Origin of the sequence: Algimonas porphyrae (genome assembly GCF_041429795.1) — a bacterium.
Classification (GTDB): Bacteria; Pseudomonadota; Alphaproteobacteria; order Caulobacterales; family Maricaulaceae; genus Litorimonas; species Litorimonas porphyrae.
Genome location: NZ_CP163424.1, coordinates 77,453 through 94,454, shown reverse-complemented (window position 1 = coordinate 94,454; position 17,002 = coordinate 77,453). Strand labels below are relative to the sequence as shown.

18 protein-coding genes are annotated in these 17,002 nt (G+C 59.8%); 11 read left to right on the top strand and 7 right to left on the bottom strand.

The genetic code is table 11. The features are described 5' to 3' along the window. Nucleotides 1-59: 59 nt before the first annotated feature. Nucleotides 60-1,004: a hydrogen peroxide-inducible genes activator gene (locus AB6B39_RS00455; RefSeq protein ID WP_284371995.1), complete on the bottom strand. Its 945-nt coding sequence runs from the start codon at nt 1,002-1,004 to the stop codon at nt 60-62. Nucleotides 1,005-1,230: 226 nt separating this feature from the next. Between AB6B39_RS00455 and AB6B39_RS00450 the strand changes: the two genes are divergently transcribed. From AB6B39_RS00450 to AB6B39_RS00430, 5 genes are all read left to right on the top strand, one after another. Next, complete coding sequence (locus AB6B39_RS00450) at nt 1,231-1,359, top strand: hypothetical protein (protein WP_284371997.1); 129 nt, start codon at nt 1,231-1,233, stop codon at nt 1,357-1,359. A gap of 324 nt (nt 1,360-1,683) precedes the next feature. After that, on the top strand, nt 1,684-2,985 hold the full coding sequence (nhaA, locus tag AB6B39_RS00445; protein WP_284371999.1) for a Na+/H+ antiporter NhaA: 1,302 nt from the start codon (nt 1,684-1,686) through the stop codon (nt 2,983-2,985). A gap of 33 nt (nt 2,986-3,018) precedes the next feature. After that, nucleotides 3,019-5,181 carry an amino acid permease gene (locus tag AB6B39_RS00440; RefSeq protein ID WP_284372001.1) on the top strand — a complete coding sequence of 721 codons (2,163 nt, stop codon included), beginning with the start codon at nt 3,019-3,021 and terminating at the stop codon, nt 5,179-5,181. A 14-nt stretch (nt 5,182-5,195) separates the two neighbouring features. Further along, the gene (locus AB6B39_RS00435) at nt 5,196-6,173 is read left to right on the top strand and encodes a sodium-dependent bicarbonate transport family permease (RefSeq protein WP_284372004.1); all 978 of its coding nucleotides are present in this window, start codon (nt 5,196-5,198) and stop codon (nt 6,171-6,173) included. Nucleotides 6,174-6,186: 13 nt separating this feature from the next. Beyond that, complete coding sequence (locus tag AB6B39_RS00430) at nt 6,187-6,510, top strand: DUF190 domain-containing protein (RefSeq protein ID WP_284372006.1); 324 nt, start codon at nt 6,187-6,189, stop codon at nt 6,508-6,510. A 133-nt stretch (nt 6,511-6,643) separates the two neighbouring features. Here AB6B39_RS00430 and AB6B39_RS00425 read toward each other — a convergent pair whose 3' ends face one another. From AB6B39_RS00425 to AB6B39_RS00410, 4 genes are all read right to left on the bottom strand, one after another. Next, a complete protein-coding gene (locus AB6B39_RS00425; protein ID WP_284372008.1) occupies nt 6,644-7,114 on the bottom strand; it encodes a ferritin-like domain-containing protein in 471 nt (156 codons plus the stop codon). Between the two features lie 73 nt (nt 7,115-7,187). After that, nucleotides 7,188-8,699 (bottom strand): glycerol-3-phosphate dehydrogenase, encoded by a 1,512-nt coding sequence (locus tag AB6B39_RS00420; protein ID WP_284372010.1) that lies wholly within the window; start codon nt 8,697-8,699, stop codon nt 7,188-7,190. Between the two features lie 116 nt (nt 8,700-8,815). Then, the gene (locus AB6B39_RS00415; RefSeq protein WP_284372012.1) at nt 8,816-9,337 is read right to left on the bottom strand and encodes a response regulator; all 522 of its coding nucleotides are present in this window, start codon (nt 9,335-9,337) and stop codon (nt 8,816-8,818) included. 166 nt (nt 9,338-9,503) lie between these two features. Further along, complete coding sequence (locus AB6B39_RS00410; RefSeq protein WP_284372014.1) at nt 9,504-9,914, bottom strand: response regulator; 411 nt, start codon at nt 9,912-9,914, stop codon at nt 9,504-9,506. A 241-nt stretch (nt 9,915-10,155) separates the two neighbouring features. Between AB6B39_RS00410 and AB6B39_RS00405 the strand changes: the two genes are divergently transcribed. Further along, nucleotides 10,156-12,036, top strand: a complete 1,881-nt coding sequence (locus AB6B39_RS00405) for a hypothetical protein (protein WP_284372016.1) — start codon at nt 10,156-10,158, stop codon at nt 12,034-12,036. A gap of 8 nt (nt 12,037-12,044) precedes the next feature. Here the strand turns inward: AB6B39_RS00405 and AB6B39_RS00400 are convergent, their stop codons facing one another. Then, nucleotides 12,045-12,620, bottom strand: coding sequence for a YqgE/AlgH family protein (locus AB6B39_RS00400; protein ID WP_284372018.1), 576 nt, complete (start codon nt 12,618-12,620; stop codon nt 12,045-12,047). Nucleotides 12,621-12,763: 143 nt separating this feature from the next. Between AB6B39_RS00400 and AB6B39_RS00395 the strand changes: the two genes are divergently transcribed. The 4 genes from AB6B39_RS00395 (at nt 12,764) to AB6B39_RS00380 (ending at nt 15,851) form a co-directional block, all read left to right on the top strand. Continuing rightward, nucleotides 12,764-13,243 (top strand): peroxiredoxin, encoded by a 480-nt coding sequence (locus AB6B39_RS00395; protein WP_284372020.1) that lies wholly within the window; start codon nt 12,764-12,766, stop codon nt 13,241-13,243. A 32-nt stretch (nt 13,244-13,275) separates the two neighbouring features. After that, nucleotides 13,276-14,187 carry an SPFH domain-containing protein gene (locus tag AB6B39_RS00390; protein WP_284372023.1) on the top strand — a complete coding sequence of 304 codons (912 nt, stop codon included), beginning with the start codon at nt 13,276-13,278 and terminating at the stop codon, nt 14,185-14,187. A 3-nt stretch (nt 14,188-14,190) separates the two neighbouring features. Beyond that, a complete protein-coding gene (locus AB6B39_RS00385) occupies nt 14,191-14,640 on the top strand; it encodes an NfeD family protein (RefSeq protein ID WP_284372025.1) in 450 nt (149 codons plus the stop codon). Nucleotides 14,641-14,711: 71 nt separating this feature from the next. Next, entirely contained in the window at nt 14,712-15,851 is a 1,140-nt protein-coding gene (locus tag AB6B39_RS00380) for a hypothetical protein (protein WP_284372027.1), read from the top strand. On the opposite strand, the gene AB6B39_RS00375 is transcribed toward AB6B39_RS00380, so the two are convergent. Then, entirely contained in the window at nt 15,848-16,621 is a 774-nt protein-coding gene (locus AB6B39_RS00375) for a hypothetical protein (protein ID WP_284372029.1), read from the bottom strand. The genes AB6B39_RS00380 and AB6B39_RS00375 overlap by 4 nt on opposite strands. Before the next feature lie 118 nt (nt 16,622-16,739). Here AB6B39_RS00375 and lptM point away from each other — a divergent pair, with 118 nt between their 5' ends. Further along, nucleotides 16,740-16,979, top strand: coding sequence for an LPS translocon maturation chaperone LptM (gene lptM / locus AB6B39_RS00370; protein ID WP_284372032.1), 240 nt, complete (start codon nt 16,740-16,742; stop codon nt 16,977-16,979). Nucleotides 16,980-17,002: the final 23 nt, after the last annotated feature.

The following is a 17,002-nucleotide window of genomic DNA, read 5'->3' as shown; positions in this document are numbered from 1 at the left end:
ACGCCTATAATGTTTCGCAGATTTCGACTTGCCAAGTTATAGGGCGTATAGGTTTTGCGTTAGGCGATCACGGCCGGATCATCCGGCAGGCCTGAGTCGGTCAGCAGCAGATCTTCCGCGGCGCTGGACAGGATATGGCCGATGGTCTGGAACTTGGCGGACAGGGGCGATGTCGGCCGCCAGATCAGGGAAATATCGCGCAGGGCTTCGCCGGCATCGATGCGGCGAATGACGAGTCCCGGATCATCACGCGCTTCGGAGCGCGTATAGAGACTGGGGAGGATAGCGACAGATCCACCCATGGCCGCCATCTGGCGCACGGCGTCGAGACTGGTTCCTTCATATTCCGAACTGATCTGAGCCCCGGCGATCTCGGCGATGCGTCCGACGACAACCGATAATTTGTGACCATAGCCGAGCGTCAGCAGATCGCGGCCCGACAAATCATGCAGGCTGACGGGCCCTTTATCCTGCGCCAGAGGATCATCCGGCGCGACACCGATATAGAGCTTCTCGCGGAACAGCTTCATGTGCCGCATAGCTGCGTGATCCTCCGGGGTAGAAATGACGACATCCAGACGCCCATCTTCGAGATGGGTCTGAAGATCCAGCGTGCGCTCTTCCCGCACCACGATGCGCAGATCCGGATAGAGACGGTGCAGGCGACGCACCGCGATCGGCAGCAGATAGGGCCCGATCGAGGGCAGCGTGCCGAGCCGGATCCGGCCTGCCAATGTCTGCCCGGCCTCGCGCGCCAGTGTCCGGAACGCGTCCATGTCGCGTAATATGATCCGCGCCCGTCCGGCCAGTTCGAGCCCGATCGGGGTCAGCGGCGCGCCGCCGCGGCCGCGCTCGACCAGGGTGGTTCCGAGCACGTCTTCCATATCGCGCAGCTGCGTCGACAGGCTGGGTTGCGACACATGGGCGAGCTTCGCTGCGCCGGAAAACGTGCCGGCTTCGTCGATGGCCACAAGATATTGCAATTGCCGCAAAGTGGGTTTCATAGGGTCTGACTATAAAATCTATTCGATACTTATCTTTTCCCTAACGTCATCTGATCCCTATTTCAATGAATGAGACCCAAGGAGTTGAAAATGTTCCGGCTGATGCCGTTTGTCCGATTTCAAAAATTGACTGAGGCGATCGGTTCTTTCTGTCCGGCGGGCGAAGTCATTCCAGCACGCATTCCCATTCGTGTGACGGAGCCTTCGCCCATCAACGCCCTGAACCGTGACCCGTTCGTTCATCGCACGTGGCGATAAGGAGTTCGCAATGAGCCGTATCCGTTCCGCACTCTGGAAAGGCCGCGCCGAACTGACGCTTGTCGGTCTGGTCATGCTGATCGGTGCTGCGGCCTGAGCAGAGGGCATCTGAACAGACCGTATCTGAGCGGACGGTCGCACTGAAACGAATGGTGGATGGGTCGCCCTAACGGCCTATCCGCCACCCTTATATCCCTATGGTATCCCCAGGCCGCGCCCGGTCCCCTTCCGGGCGCGGTTTCTTTTCGGGACGGATGCGGGTCAGCGCGACACATTCGATCTGGGAGACAGAGTTTTGACCCGGAGCAAGAGCCGGGTCATTTCCTCGATATTCGACAACATTCGTTAAGTTTCGTGTTTCGCCTGACGCCCGTATCGATTAGGCGGCTCATGATAACTTTTCGCCATAAGCGAGAGCAAAATGACTGAATCCGCACAAGCCAGAAAACCGGGGCCGGGGCGTTACGCACCGCGCTCCATCCGTGAACGGGCGATGGATTTCATCCATATGGAAGCGTCGGGCGGTATCGTGCTGATGTTCATGGCGCTTCTGGCGCTCATCGCGAATAATTCGCTGCTCTCATCCGGCTATACGGGCATTCTCGACACGACGGTAAAGGTCCAGTTCGGTGACTTCATCATTCAGAAGCCGTTCCTGCTCTGGATCAATGACGGGCTGATGGCGATCTTCTTCTTCCTGGTCGGGCTTGAGATTAAACGTGAAGTGCTGGACGGCGAATTGTCGTCCATGGACAAGGCCTCTCTGCCGCTCTTCGCCGCTGTCGGCGGGATCGTGGCGCCCGCGCTGGTCTACCTCGCCTTCAACTATTCCAACCCGGTGACGATCGATGGCTGGGCCATCCCGGCGGCGACGGACATCGCCTTTGCGCTCGGCATTATTGCGCTGCTGGGCCCGCGCGTTCCGGCTTCGTTGAAAATCTTTCTGCTGGCGGTTGCCATTATCGACGATCTGGCGGCGATCATCATCATTGCGCTGTTCTATACGGAAAATCTCAGTCTGATCGCCCTGTCCTGGGCGGCGATCGGCACCGTGGCCCTGTTTGCTCTGAACCGGATGCGGGTCATGCGTATCCTGCCCTATGCGCTGATCGGCGTGTTCGTCTGGGCTGCTGTTCTGAAGTCTGGCGTCCATGCGACACTGGCCGGCGTCATCACGGCTCTGGCGATCCCGCTGGCTCGCCCTGATCCCGAAACGCCGTCACCGCTCAGTCGGGCCGAACACGGGCTGCATATCTGGGTCGCTTTCCTGATCCTGCCTCTGTTTGCCTTCGCTAATGCGGGCGTCTCGCTCGGTGGCCTGTCCTTTGCGGATCTGTTGTCGCCGATTCCACTGGGCATCGCGCTGGGTCTGTTCTTCGGTAAGCAGATCGGTGTGTTCCTGCTGTCCTATCTGGCGGTGAAGCTGAAGCTCGCCAAATTGCCGGAAGGCGCGAACTGGCCGATGGTCTACGGCGTCGCCTGCCTGACCGGTGTGGGTTTCACCATGTCGCTCTTCATCGGCACGCTGGCCTTCGACGATCCGGAACTGCTCAACGGCGTCCGGCTGGGCGTTCTGATGGGATCGATCGCTTCGGGTCTGCTGGGTTTCTTCCTGCTGCGCATGTTCTGCAAGGCGGCCCCGACGGATGACGACACGATCATCGACGCTGTCGAGGATCTGAGCGAAGACGTCAAAGCATCCTCATCGCGCGGTCCCGCGTAGACATTTCGCGTAACCACCGCGTCAGGAGCCCATATGACCACTCTCGCGGAAACAGTCCAGCCCGCCGATACGTCCGGCGATGCGGGTGAGGAAAAGACTCTCGCCAAGAATCTGAAGCTGTTCGACGTCTATGCGATGTCGACTGGCGCCATGTTCAGCTCAGGGCTTTTCCTGCTGCCCGGCATTGCGGCGGCGGCGACGGGGAACTCCGTCTTTCTTGCCTATTTCTTTGCCGGTTTCCTGATCATGCCGGCCATGTACTGTATGGCGGAACTGTCGACCGCCATGCCCAAGGCGGGGGGGACCTACTATTTCCTCGACCGCGCCATGGGCCCGCTCATGGGCACAATCGGGGGGCTGGGATCCTGGATTGCGGTCGTGTTCAAATCCGCTTTCGCCCTGGTCGGGATGGGGGCCTATCTCGGTCTCTATCTGGACTTGCCCTTCTCGATCACGGCCATGGTTCTGGCTGTGGCGTTCGGGGCGGTCAATATTGCCGGAGCCAAGGAAACCACGACGTTGCAGCGCGTGCTGGTGACGACGCTGGTCGCCATTCTGGTCGGCTTCACCCTGCTGGGGCTCAAGGCCGCGCTGGAAAAGAACGGCTCGCTGATCGTGTTCGATCCGAATTACGGTGATTTCTTCCGCAACGGCTTTGTCGGTTTCGTCTCCACCATCGGTCTGGTCTTCGTCTCCTATGCAGGCCTGACCAAGGTCGCCTCCGTCGCCGAAGAAGTGCAAAACCCCGATCGCAACATTCCACTGGGCATGACGCTCAGCCTTGCCACGGCCACCATCCTCTACACGCTCGGCACCGTCGTGCTGATCAAGATCCTGCCCGGTGAAGCCCTGTTCGGGAGCTTGACGCCGATCGCCGATGCGGGCCGCGTCTTCATGGGCGACTGGCCGTTCGATCTGGGCGTCATATTGATTGTCGTCGCTGCGATCGCGGCCTTCGCCTCGACGGGCAATGCAGGGATCATGAGTGCGTCGCGCTATCCCTACGCCATGGCGAAAGACCGGCTCGTGCCTGAAAAGCTGGCGGAGCTTGGTCGCTTCAAGACCCCAACCATCTCCATCCTGATGACCGTAGCCTTCATGATCGCCGTCATCGCCATCTTCGATGTAGCATCTGTTGCCAAACTGGCTTCGGCGTTTCAGCTTCTACTATTCATGCTGGTCTGCGCAGCCGTCATGGTGATGCGCGAATCCGGGATTTCGACCTACAAGCCCGGTTTCAAGGTGCCGCTCTATCCGTGGATGCCGATTGCCGGTATTCTGATCGGCTTCTGGCTGATCATCGAAATGGGAACAATGGCGATCGCCTTTACCGGGATGATGGTGATCCTGTGTGTCGTCTGGTACAATTTCTATGCGTCCAAACGGGTCGACCGGCGCGGGGCGATCTTCCATGTTCATGAACGTCTGGGACGCAATGCCTATGAAGGGCTGGAGCATGAGCTGATGACGATCATCAATGATCGTACGCAGGCTCAGAACCTGTCCTATGAGGCCGTGATCGCACGCTCTCTGGTGACGGATTTCCGCTACGGGCGGTATGACTTCGAGCAGTTATCAACCCTGATGGCGACGGAAGGCGAAGCCCGCTACGATATCGATGCGGAAACGACCCGTGCCGTTCTGGCCAGTTTCGAGCCGCACTTCCGCCCGATCAGCGACGGCGTCCGGCTGACGCGCTATGTCGATAGCCGCGTGAAGGAGCCGGAACTGTTCATTTTCCGCTTCGGTCCCAAGGCCCGTCTGGAGATGGCGCTCGACGATCAGGACGATGTGCATACGCTGATGGTGCTGCTGTCGCCAGACAAGCCCGCCGGGCTGGATATGCGGATTGCCGGACACTTGGCTGAAATCGTGCAAGGCGAAGGGTTCGAGCGGCGCTGGCTGTCGGCCCAGTCGGAAGCCGAGCTCAACGATGTTCTTGTCCGCGATGATCACTTCCTGCATGTTCCCGTGGCCCAGCTGCCGCGCCTGAAGGCGCAGTTGGGCAAGACGGTCGGCGAACTGACGGGGATGGGAGATGTCGTTGTCGCGCTGATCGAACGGGGGGACAAGACCATGATCGCTACCGCCGACAATGAACTGATGGACGGTGATGTCGTGGCGCTGGTCGGCGAACCCGACGATCTGATGCGGCTGCGGCGCGCCCCGGCCCATCCGAGCCCAGAAGAAGAATAGGGCCGCCCGCAGCCATGAACGCGCTTGATACGCTGTTCTCGCCCGTGGTGATGTTTTTCGCCCTGGGCCTGTTTGCGGCCTTGCTGCGATCCCCCATGTCCGTGCCGCAGAGTTTCGCCAAGGGTCTGGCCATCTATCTGATGATGGCGATCGGCCTCAAGGGCGGGGTGGAGATGAGCAAGACCGCCTTGGACGGGCAGGTCTTCGCCGTGTTCGGCGCCGCTACCGTGCTCTCCTTCGGTCTTCCCTTCATCGCCTATGCCGCGCTGCGTGTGACCAGCGGTCTGTCCAAGACGGACGCTGCCGCGACCGCCGGTCATTACGGATCGATCTCAATCGTAACTTTCGTAGCCGCGATCGACGCCTTGCGGATCGCGGGCATCCCGTCTTCCGGCTATCTGGTGGCTGTCGCGGCGATCATGGAAACGCCAGCTATCATCACGGCGCTCTGGCTTGCCATGCGTGGCGCCCGTAACGATGCTGCGGACGATGTCGCGCGTGATAAGGGCGAGTTGGCGCGCGAAGTGCTGCTGAACGCCTCCATCGTGGTGCTGATCGGCGCGCTGATCATCGGGGCCGTGGCCGGCGAAGAGGGCTATGAACGCCTGTCCGCCTTCTTTACCGCCCCGTTCCAAGGCATCCTCTGCCTGTTCATGCTTGATATGGGGCTGAATGCCGGGCGTGGCTTGCGACGGGGCTGGCGGAAGCTCGGACTCGCGCCGATCGCCTTCGGTCTCTACATGCCCCTCATCGGTGCCGTGATCGCCGCCCTGATTGGAACGCTGATCGGCCTGCCACCGGGGGACAAGGCTCTGCTGATGGTCCTGTCGGCGTCAGCGTCCTATATTGCGGTTCCGGCGGCAATGCGGCTTGCGCTGCCGGAATCCGACCCGTCCGTCTATCTGACCCTCTCGCTCGGCGTGACTTTCCCTTTCAACATCGCGATCGGTATCCCGCTCTACATCGCCGTCGCCTCCATGCTCAGCGGATAGGGAGCCTGCCATCATGCCGTTCAGTCACGACGATAATAAGAAGCTGCGCCTCGAGCTGATTATCGAGAGCCCGGCGCTGCGCCGCGCCGAAGACCTGCTGCGAGATGCCGGCGCGACGGGCTGGACCGTCGTTCCCGCCATGAGCGGTTTTGGCGGGCAGACGCGCTGGTCGCGCGGCACGGACCTTTCCGAAGCGACCGATATGGTGGTGCTGATCTGCATCGGCGATGAAGATGTGCTGAAGCCAGCCTTGCAGACCATGCTGAAGCTGCTCGATCGCCGGATCGGTATCGTCAATATTTCCGACGTTCGCGTGCTCAGACCCGGCCTGTTTTAGGGTCCAGCCTGTTAGGGCGCCAACAGCCAGTGTCGCTGAACGCGCATTCAGCCCTGTCCCGCATGAAAAAGCCCGCCCCGCGATGAGCGGAACGGGCTTGATCATTAACGGCCGGACGGGGCCGTTGACGGACTTAGCCGTCGATACGGTCGTAATAGTTGGCCGCAGCGCAGACATCGGCATGAGCCGTCTGCAGTAGCTGCTGACCCGTCGCGTCCAGTTGACCGTCCTGCAGACAGTCTTCGATACGGTTGGCCAGGAAGCTCTCGCCGTTTTCGACGGATTCGATGGCACCTTTTTCGTCATCGCGGAACATGTTGGCGAAGTTCATCCAGCCACGGTGGACGGCACCACGCGCCGTACCATGCGTTGATGGCTCGCCGCCCAGTTCGCGGACATAGTTTTGAATCGATGCAATATGACGCGAGCGCGCTTCGGCGCGTTGGTCGAATTCGTTCTTCAGCGCCCAATTATCGTCAGCTTCGTCAGCGGCTTCGCGGTAGCCTTTGAAGCTGTCGATCATAAGGCGCGTCACATCGTTCAGCTCCTCGATCGTGTCTTCTTTGGTAAGAACGCCGGGTGTCGGTGTATTTGTGATATCCATTTGAAAATCCTTTCTTTTCTGTCAGTTGCCCCAAACTAACGGAAAGATCGCAAGGATGTTCCGAGATTGTATGTTACAGCTCTGCAAGCTGGTTAAACCAGTTTATAAAGACCTGTTTTTCAGGCGCGCTCAGGTGCAATCCCTGCTTGGTCCGTCGATAGAGAATGTCTTCGGCACGGCGCGCCCATTCATGATTGCAAAGATAGCGAGCCTCGGCTTCCGTCAGCTGGGCGCCGAAATGCAGACCCAGATCCGTCTTGGGCCCCTGTCCCAATATCAGGGTGATCCGCGTGCCATAGGCCCGGCAGAGATGGCGCAGAATGTCGGCGGGAACGTCCGGGTAGCGCGCGGCCTGCGTCGTGAAGAAACCTTCAAAGTCATCCGCCGGAATGTCGCCTCCGGGCAGTTGCGCCTCCGATGTCCAGTCGCCGCTCGCCTCCGCGTAATAGGGCGAGAGCTTCTGCAGCGCATGTTCGGCGAGCTTGCGCGAGGTTGTAATCTTGCCGCCATAGATGGACAGGACAGGTCGCCCTTCATCCGTCGTTTCGACACCGTCCGGGGCTGCTGAGAACTCATCAATATCGAGCACATAGTCGCGCGTCACGGCAGAAGCATTCTCGGACTTGTCATCATAAAGCGGGCGCACACCGGCATAGCTCCACACCACATCGCTCGCGTGAATATCCTGGGCGAAATATTCCGACGCCGCCTTGCAGAGATAGTCCACTTCTTCGGGCGAAATATCCATCGGGCCGGGCGCGGCCTCCCACGGGACGTCTGTCGTGCCGATCAGCGTGTAGTCGCCTTCATAGGGAATGGCGAAGATGATGCGGTTGTCGGCATTCTGGAACATATAGGCATGGTCGCCGGGGAAGAGACGTTTCGTGACGATGTGACTGCCCTTGATCAGGCGCAGCCCGGCCTCGTTCCTGTCGCGCTTGATCTTGAACAGCACCTCATCGACCCATGGGCCCGCCGCATTCACGATGCCGCGCGCGGTAATCGTCGCGCCGTCGGACAGGGTTGCCCGGTAGCCGTCCTTATGCGGGGACAGGGCCGTGACCGCCGTACCGACGCGGATATCCGCTCCGCGATTGGCGGCATCTATGGCGTTCAGCACGACCAGCCGCGCATCCTCGACCCAGCAGTCGGAATATTCGAAACCGGTTTTCAGACGCGGCTCCAGCACCTGATCATGCGGCGCCTTGTGCAGATTGACCGTCTTGGTGCCTGGCAGAAGCTCCCGCCCGCCCAGATTGTCATAAAGAAACAGACCCAGTCGCAACATCCATTGCGGACGCTGCCCCTGATCATAAGGCAGGACGAAACGCATGGGCCGGATGATGTGCGGCGCGGACCGCAGCAGCACTTCGCGCTCGATCAGCGCTTCGCGAACCAGACGGAATTCGTAATATTCCAGATAGCGTAGTCCTCCATGAATCAGTTTGGTGGAGGCCGAGCTTGTATGCCGCGCGAGGTCGTCCTTTTCGCACAAGATCACCGACAGGCCGCGTCCCGCTGCGTCCCGCGCGATGGCCGTACCGTTGATGCCGCCACCGATGATAAGCAGATCTGTCGAAGTCATGGTGGCGCCATAGAGGATGCGACCGCGCGCGCAAACGTCTAACCGTCGTCAGTTTCAGGTCTGCGCGTAAAGTCGCCTGCGCTCACGCAAGAGGAGACCCGAATTGACGGCCGGGCTCAGAGGGCGAGCGACGTCCGGTTTTCGAACAGGGACAGGCGCGCTGCCTCTCGCCCGATCGGGACGGGATAGGCCAACCCGCCATTTTTCGGGCAGGACGGCATGCCCTCAAATTCACAGGCGTTGCAGGTAATTCCGATCAGGCTGCGCGCCGCGAAGCTACGCATGAATTTGATCAGATCGATCTTGTCGACAATATAATCGACGCCCAGACTTTCGGGGCAGATCAGATAGTGCGGGGAGGTGTCGGCAGTCAGCACGGCCAAGGGCATGGTCCCGCGGATCGTATTGATGGCCGGAACCGTTTGCAAAGCGGATAATCGCCGTGTCAGACGATTATCGAGCAGGATCAAATCGAAGCGGCGGTCTGAAAGATGCGCCATCGCGTCGGCAAAGTCGGCTGCGGCGGTGACATGGCCATCGATCGACGATGACAGTGCCAGGGCCCGTTCCACGAATTGGGTCTCATAAGGATCGTCATCGATGACCAGGACGGAAAATCGGTTCGCCTTGATAGCCATCTCACGCCCGCCCAAATCATTTAAACTGAATAAAAGTTGCGGGGGAGACGCTAATAAAGATTTAACGGTGTCGGGACATCGCGTCAGACCCTGTGGTGGTTCCGACGTGCAGGCAGGCTAACAGGCTGGTGGGTCGACTGGCCGCTACAGGACGCGGAACCCGGCCTCAGGCGGGGACGGGCTGCCCATCACCATGCAGCAGACCGCCAAGCTGTGATTTGAGGAAGGTGATCATCTCGGACTTGTCGACGATAAAATCGACTCCGAGCGTGGCCGGATCCTGCAGATAGGTCGGCGAGGTATCGCTGGAAATGATGGCCAGTGGCGCACGTCCAATGGCGGCCTTGATGATTGGCACGGAAAAGCGCGCCGAAATCCGTTCCGACAGACGATTGTCGAGCAGGACGAGGTCAAACCGGCGGTGATCGAGCAGGGCGATCGCCTCGCTGCATTTCTGAACATAGGCGATATAGAACGGGGCATCGGTCAGCGCACCGAAAATCCGGTTGACCGTCCGGGCCTCGAAAGGATCGTCGTCAATCAGCAGGACGCAGAATTTGGGGTCGGAATCACTCACTAAACTTTCATAATCCCATATTCCGGTTTGACGAGGTAAAATTTCACGCGCGTAACATTCAGTCGCACCTGGCGCTGATAGGGCGTCCAACCCTGTCTCCATGCAACCCTGTGACCGGGACGCATAATGGGTACGGTCCGATCGGCCCAGCGAATGCGTCACTTCGCTGCGTGAACCCCAATCATGAGAGGGCTGGCGCCTTTCTCCTGACATGGTAGGGTTGTTCAAACGGAGACCCTTCTTGCAGTCATTTCTCTCGGAACTGAGACGACGTCGCGTCTTGCGGGTGGCCGGCCTCTATCTGGTTGCGGGCTGGCTCGCCATGCAGGTCATTTCCGTGATGACACCGGCCCTCAACCTGCCGGATTGGCTGGACAGTTCTGCAGCCGTTCTCCTCATCGCGGGCTTCCCCGTCGCACTGGTTCTCGCATGGGCTCTCGACGTCACGCCGGACGGGATCAGACGCGCTGAGGGCGCTGGAGAGTCTGGCGACATACCCCGACCTCGCTATGGTCCTGATATCGTCATTCTGATCGGACTACTTATCATTGGCGTTCTGATGGTGAGTGGGTGGCTCCTGTCTCGTCAGTCTGTGGGCAGTATCGTCGCCACTCCGGCTGACAATGCGGAGCGCCTATCCGGTACATCGATTGCCGTTCTGCCCTTCAGCGACATGAGTGCGACGGGCGATCAGCAATATTTCTCGGATGGCATGGCGGAAGAAATACTCAACGCGCTCGCCAATATTCCGGACTTGCGCGTGATTGGCCGCACATCCTCCTTCGCTTTCCGCGGCCGGGACGACGCCATTCCCGACGTCGGTCGTGCGCTCGGCGTCGCGCATATTCTTGAGGGGTCAGTGCGTAAACAGGGCGACCGTGTCCGGATCACGGCAACCCTGCTGGATGCCGCCGACGGGGTTCAGATCTGGTCCGACTCCTATAATGGCACGCTGGAAAATGTCTTCGAATTGCAGGACACGATTTCCCGCGCCATATCGGAAGAACTGCAAGGCGTTCTGAACGTCACACCGGACACACGCATTGCCAAACAGTTGACTGACAATGTCGAGGCCTACGATCTCTTCCTGCAAGGCCGTGAGTCGCTCTATGATCTGTGGGGTGACGGATCCATCGACAGAAGCATTGCGTTTTTCGAAAGATCTGCCGCGCTTGACCCGGATTTTACCGAAGCCTGGATTCACATTGCCCGCGCCTATCTGGCCCGCACCGGCTATGTCAGCGACAGCGATTTCGACGATGATCTGGCTGCGTCACGCAGGGCCAGTTTGCGTGCGCTTGGCCATGACCCCGACAATGCGACGGCGCGTTTCTACTTACTCAGCGCGGACTGGCAGCAAGGCAATTATGCAACAGCCATCGAGGGCACCAATAGGCTCGGGGACGACTTTTTCGAAACTCTGGTCTACACGAGCAATAACGGCCTGACCGAGTTAGTGCTGGGAAAGGCTTCCGAGGCAAAAACTTCGCTACAGGATGCAGAGCGCTTGGACCCTCTGCGCGGTGACGTACTCTATAATCTGGGCTTCATACATCTGTATCAGGGCGCGTTCGATCAGGCGCGCGTCTATGCGGATCGTGCCCAGGCGCTCGATTACGGCGCGGCTGCGTTTTTACATGCGGAAATCGCCGCTGCGGAAGGTCGGTCGCAAGACGCTTTTGATATGCATATGGCCGGATATGAGGCGTTCGGACGGCAGTTCTCAAGCCTTATGACGGAAGAATTATGGGCCCTCTATGGACACGCCCGATGGCTCGGAGATGCCGATGCCCGACAAAAGGTACTGACGCTCGCTGAAGGGCTGGCACGATATGACACCTCCCGGATCGACATTATTCTGCTGGCATTATTCATCGACTTCGGAGCCCCCGACCTGTTTTTCGAATTTTACCCGCTGGCACCTGGATACGCGCTTCCCGCTTGGACCGGCATTTGGAACCCCTACAATGAAGGGGCTACACAATTAAGACGCCATCCGGACTTCCCGGCTTTTGCCGACGAACAGGAACTGGTCATGCTGTGGCAGACATTGGGCTGGCCCGATCTGTGCCAACCCGATCCGGGCACGGATGGCTCTGACGGGCAGTTTTCCTGTCGCTAGCTGCGACTTCAGGCCGATCCGCCAAAGGCCGAGAGCTGTTCGGGACTGATCCCCATGCGGGCAAGCGCTTGTGCCCATTTCCCGTCGAGATCGTCAGCAAAGACGAGGGTTTCGTCGCCGCCGACGACAAGCCAGGCATTGTCCGCGATTTCCGCTTCCAGCTGTCCGGGACCCCAGCCGGCATAACCGACCGCCAGCATGGCTTTTTCAGGCGCGGATTCTGTCACCAGCGCTTCCAGAACATCCTTGGTCGAGGTCAGGCTGAGCGTATCGGACACTTTCATCGAGCTGTCTTCGCGGAACCAGTCCGCCGAATGCAGCACGAACCCCCGGTCGATATCGACGGGGCCGCCATCGAGCACGGGCGCGTCGGCGACGCGGACATCGCCGCTAACCCCGACATGGTCGAGCAGGTCGGAAATGACGAGATCCTGTTTGCCGCGATTGATGATCAGACCCATCGCGCCAGAGGCATCATGGGCGCAGAGAAAGATCACGGTCTGGCGAAAGCGTGGATCGCCCATGGCCGGGGTCGCGATCAGATAGTGACCGCTATAGCTCGTATAATCGCTGTCTTTGCCCATCCCGGAGCATATGGGGCGTTTTCCCGGAATTTCAAGAATTGCGCCGGGCGATCTGGCGTGGCAGACTTATCGAACAACGATAATTAACCGCAGGCATGATCATAAGCGGCCTGGCGGTGAGACTGCGAAAGATGAGTATGACCATGACAATCGAAACCGGACAATCCGTACCCGATGCGACCTTCATGACGATGGGCGAGGACGGTCCCGCGCCGATGCCGAGCGCCGATCTGTTCAGCGGTAAACGCGTCGTCCTGTTCGCTGTGCCGGGTGCCTATACGCCGACCTGTTCGGCCAAGCATCTGCCCGGCTTCAAGGAACATGGGGCCGCGATCAAGGCCAAGGGCGTGGACACCATTGCCTGCACATCGGTCAATGACGTCTTCGTCATGGATGCCTGGGGCAAGGAACAGGACGCTGGCGACGTCGTCATGCTGGCGGACGGCAATGGCGAATTTGCCAAATCCGTCGGGCTGGAGCTCGATGCGTCCGGTTTCGGCATGGGCACGCGCTCGCAGCGCTATGCCATGATCGTCAATGACGGCAAAGTCGAACAGCTTTTCGTCGAAGGCCCCGGCGAATTTCAGGTCAGCTCAGCCGAGCATGTACTCGACAATCTCTAGGCAAAACCCTCAAACATGATGAAAGGTCTATAATGGAAATTGGTCAGATACTTGTTCTGCTGCTGGTCGGCTTGATCCTCTTCTTCGTGCTGCGCGCCGTCACTGTCGTGCGGCAGGGCTGGGAATATACGGTCGAGAGTTTCGGGCGTTATACCCGCACACTGAAACCTGGCCTGACCTTCCTGATCCCTTTCTATCAGCGCATCGGTCACAAGGTGAATATGCGCGAGCGCGTAATCGATGTGCCGAGTCAGGACGTGATCACCAAGGATAATGCCATGGTGACGGCGGACGCGGTGGTGTTCATCCAGGTGCTGGATCCGCGCAAGGCCGCCTATGAGGTCAATGATCTCGACCATGCGATCCAGAATCTCTGCCTCACCAATGTACGGACCGTGGTCGGCTCCATGGATCTGGACGAGGTGCTGTCGCGCCGCGACGAGATCAATGCCAAGCTGCTGACCGTGATCGATCAGGCGACCGATACATGGGGCACGAAAGTGACCCGCATCGAGATCAAGGACCTGTCGCCACCGCACGACATCACGCAGGCGATGAACAAGCAGATGAAAGCCGAACGCGAAAAGCGCGCTGAAATCCTCGAAGCCGAAGGCCGCAAGCAGAGCCAGATTCTGCGCGCCGAGGGCGAAAAGGAGTCTGCCGTGCGCGAGGCCGAAGGTCGTCGCGAATCGGCCTTCCTCGACGCCGAAGCGCGCGAGCGTGAAGCCGAAGCCGAAGCCAAGGCGACGACCATGGTCAGCCAGGCTATCGCCGAAGGCGACGTCAATGCGATCAACTACTTTGTCGCTCAGGACTATGTAAAGGCGTTCGAAAAGCTGGCCACCAGCCCGAACCAGAAGACGCTGATCGTCCCGGCGGAGCTGGGTGCGCTGGCCGGCACCATGGCGGGTCTTCAAAAGCTGATTGATAGCGGGAAGGAGTAGGCGGTGGTCGAACTTCTCTCTCAACTGACGGCGTGGCACTGGCTGATACTGGGTGTTGTCCTGCTCGGTATCGAGCTGCTGACCGGCTCGACCTATCTGCTCTGGCCCGCCGCGTCGGCTCTATTCGTCGGTATCCTGCTCTTCATCGCGCCAGGTCTGGGCTGGGAAATGCAGATGCTGCTCTTCTTCCTGCTCTCGATCACGACGCTGGTGCTGGGGCGGACCCATCTGCAAAGGCTGGTCAAGGGCGGCGAGCCCTCGGATTTGAACGATCCGGGCTTGGCCATGATCGGACGACAGGTCCGGGCCGTGGCGGACTTCACCGGCATTGAAGGCCGGGTGCAGGTCGGCGACACGCAGTGGTCGGCTCGCCTGTCGGGCGGCACGGCGGAGGCGGGCGATCTGCTGCGCGTCGAAGCCGTCGAAGGCGCAACCCTGATTGTCGGGCGATAAAAATAGGACAAAGACTACATTTGTAGTCTTTGTTGTTGACTACATGTGTAGTCGAAATCTATGCGGTGGACATGATCGTCTCTTTACCGCTTCGCGCTCTTCTTTCCGCCGTCTCCCTGAGCGCCCTTTTATCGGCCTGTGCGTCTGGCGCCGTGGGCGTGAACTGCCCGCATCCATCATTGCCATGCGCCGCGGTGCAGAACTTCGCCACGCTATCAACAGAGACCGGTGAGGCGGAAACGCTGACACGACAGGCGCGGCGGGCGGCGGACAATTACACGGCGCGCTTTGGCGTTTACCCGCCAGCGACCATCATTGTGCCGGGCGGGGTGATCAGCCCGGAGCTGCAAGCTCAGCTAGCGGCGAATGGTTATGTCACACTGATGCCGTGGATCACCGCCCGTCAACGCGCGGCGCTGCGTGAGGCCACCATCCGGTCGCAGATCGAGGCGCAGCTTATGGGCCAACCTGACGCAGTGCGACAGGCGGCCCTGTCAGCGGCACTTGCACAGGTCGGCCAGTCTGGCACTGATGCGCGCAACACCAGCGTGCTGGCTCATGAACTCGGGCATAAATGGTTCATCCATCAATTCCACCAAACCGATGTTGACCTTGTCCAGCATGCCTATGGCGGCTGGGCTCCGGACTGGCTCGACGAAGCGGTTGCCGTGTCGCTGGAGGGGGTGGAGCTCAAATCACGCCGCCGCGAATTTTTCCGAGGAGCCATGCCTGACGCTGCCATTGCCTTGTCCGAGTTCCTCACGATGGAGCATCCCAGTGCAGCCGTTGCGCGCGCCTTGGCCGATCAGTCACGGATAGTGCAGGCAGAGGCCGATGGCCCCAAAACACATGCAGTAAACGCGCCCGGGGAATCGACAGGCAAAAAAGGATCGACAGGGGAAAAAGAATCGACAGGCAAAACATCACGCAAGACCAGCCGTGTAATCACATTGAGCGGGAAGGACGCCGAACAGTTCGTCGCGGCGTCGGGGGGTGACCGAGTGCTGGTCTTTTACGCGCAGGCCCTGATCTTCGGCGATTATCTGGAAGACCGCAGCGGTCGGCCGTCAATCCTGGCGGATATTGCATCCGCGCTGTTTACAGGCATGGATTTCAAGCTCTGGCTCGCGACCAACCCGTATGATCTACCCCAGAACCTGGAGGCGCTGCAGGCGGATTGGGACGAATTCGCTGATTTGAAGCAGCCCTAGTCGCCACCTGCAAAGCGGGCGACAGTCTTGGCGTCCGGGCTCGGGCTCATCCGGTAATAATCGCCTTCGATCCGCAGGCCGTCCGCGCCCATATCTTCCAGCGTGTCGATATGGATCATACGGGCCCCGTCATAAAGTTCGAAGGCCGGCTCGCCCAGATCGGCCCCGTCGGCTGTGGCCCAGACACGGGGCGGATTGGCATCATCCCGTCCCGATATGGCGACATGATCGAATTTCGGTACCATGAAGCCCATGGCCCCGACCATTTTCTTGTAGTGCGAGCGGCCATCCTTCAGCCCGTCTTCAATTTCGGCCATCATATGCGTGCCGTTCGTGCGTTTGAATCGCACGCCCATGCCGACATTGAAGGCGTAGCCGCGCTCTGTCGGCAGGCGTCCGGCCCGGTCGGGATCGACCACACAAAGCTCCGCCGCCAAGGAGGCATCGCGCAGCTGATCGGTCAGATTGTGCGTGCGATGATAGTCGTCGAAAGTAACCGGCATGACGCCAGCCTCGTCGCGAATTTCGATTCGCTCCGGCGGGTTCTCACCCTCTTCCATCTCCAGAGAAATAGCGATTTCGGGCCCGACCGTGTCCCGTTTTTTGTCTTTCAGACTGTCGAACTTGGCCAGTGTTTCCTGAATGCCTGCGGCGGGGAAGCAATATTCCGGTCCCATGGCTTTCGGCGCGTCTGTCTCTGCCTCGTCGGCGAAGGCATTTGCAGAGCTGAGACAGAGTGCGGCAATGAGGGTGAGACGGATCGGTTTCATGCGCCGTCTGTGACCGAGGCTCGGTCGCAATAAAAATGAAATAATCCTCATCCGCACCTTTATGACCTTCACGGCTTTGCGACTCGACGGCTGCGTACGGAGGCCTTATGGCAGACGGATGACCCGCCTCCTTGCCGTCCTGCTTCTGATTGCGTCCAGCCTGATATTATCGGGCTGCGGCATACGCGGCAATCTGCAGACGCCGCCGCCGCTGTGGGGCGGCGACGCGGCGAGCGAAACGACGGATGCGGACGCGGCAACCGTCGCCGAGGCGGCAAACGAAGAGGCCGCCGCGCAACGCGCGCCGCTGGAAAAGGATAATCCCGGTTACGGCACGCAGGTCGCCGACCAGCCCTGATCGCACCTCACTGATCCGCTCGA

What these genes read in the sequence shown, in the direction of transcription:
- AB6B39_RS00455 (WP_284371995.1), bottom strand. Translation starts at nt 1,004, where the DNA reads ATGAAACCCACTTTGCGGCAATTGCAATATCTTGTGGCCATCGACGAA.
- nhaA (WP_284371999.1), top strand. Translation starts at nt 1,684, where the DNA reads ATGACTGAATCCGCACAAGCCAGAAAACCGGGGCCGGGGCGTTACGCA.
- AB6B39_RS00440 (WP_284372001.1), top strand. Translation starts at nt 3,019, where the DNA reads ATGACCACTCTCGCGGAAACAGTCCAGCCCGCCGATACGTCCGGCGAT.
- AB6B39_RS00435 (WP_284372004.1), top strand. Translation starts at nt 5,196, where the DNA reads ATGAACGCGCTTGATACGCTGTTCTCGCCCGTGGTGATGTTTTTCGCC.
- AB6B39_RS00430 (WP_284372006.1), top strand. Translation starts at nt 6,187, where the DNA reads ATGCCGTTCAGTCACGACGATAATAAGAAGCTGCGCCTCGAGCTGATT.
- AB6B39_RS00425 (WP_284372008.1), bottom strand. Translation starts at nt 7,114, where the DNA reads ATGGATATCACAAATACACCGACACCCGGCGTTCTTACCAAAGAAGAC.
- AB6B39_RS00420 (WP_284372010.1), bottom strand. Translation starts at nt 8,699, where the DNA reads ATGACTTCGACAGATCTGCTTATCATCGGTGGCGGCATCAACGGTACG.
- AB6B39_RS00415 (WP_284372012.1), bottom strand. Translation starts at nt 9,337, where the DNA reads ATGGCTATCAAGGCGAACCGATTTTCCGTCCTGGTCATCGATGACGAT.
- AB6B39_RS00400 (WP_284372018.1), bottom strand. Translation starts at nt 12,620, where the DNA reads ATGGGCAAAGACAGCGATTATACGAGCTATAGCGGTCACTATCTGATC.
- AB6B39_RS00395 (WP_284372020.1), top strand. Translation starts at nt 12,764, where the DNA reads ATGACAATCGAAACCGGACAATCCGTACCCGATGCGACCTTCATGACG.
- AB6B39_RS00390 (WP_284372023.1), top strand. Translation starts at nt 13,276, where the DNA reads ATGGAAATTGGTCAGATACTTGTTCTGCTGCTGGTCGGCTTGATCCTC.
- AB6B39_RS00380 (WP_284372027.1), top strand. Translation starts at nt 14,712, where the DNA reads ATGATCGTCTCTTTACCGCTTCGCGCTCTTCTTTCCGCCGTCTCCCTG.
- AB6B39_RS00375 (WP_284372029.1), bottom strand. Translation starts at nt 16,621, where the DNA reads ATGAAACCGATCCGTCTCACCCTCATTGCCGCACTCTGTCTCAGCTCT.
- lptM (WP_284372032.1), top strand. Translation starts at nt 16,740, where the DNA reads ATGACCCGCCTCCTTGCCGTCCTGCTTCTGATTGCGTCCAGCCTGATA.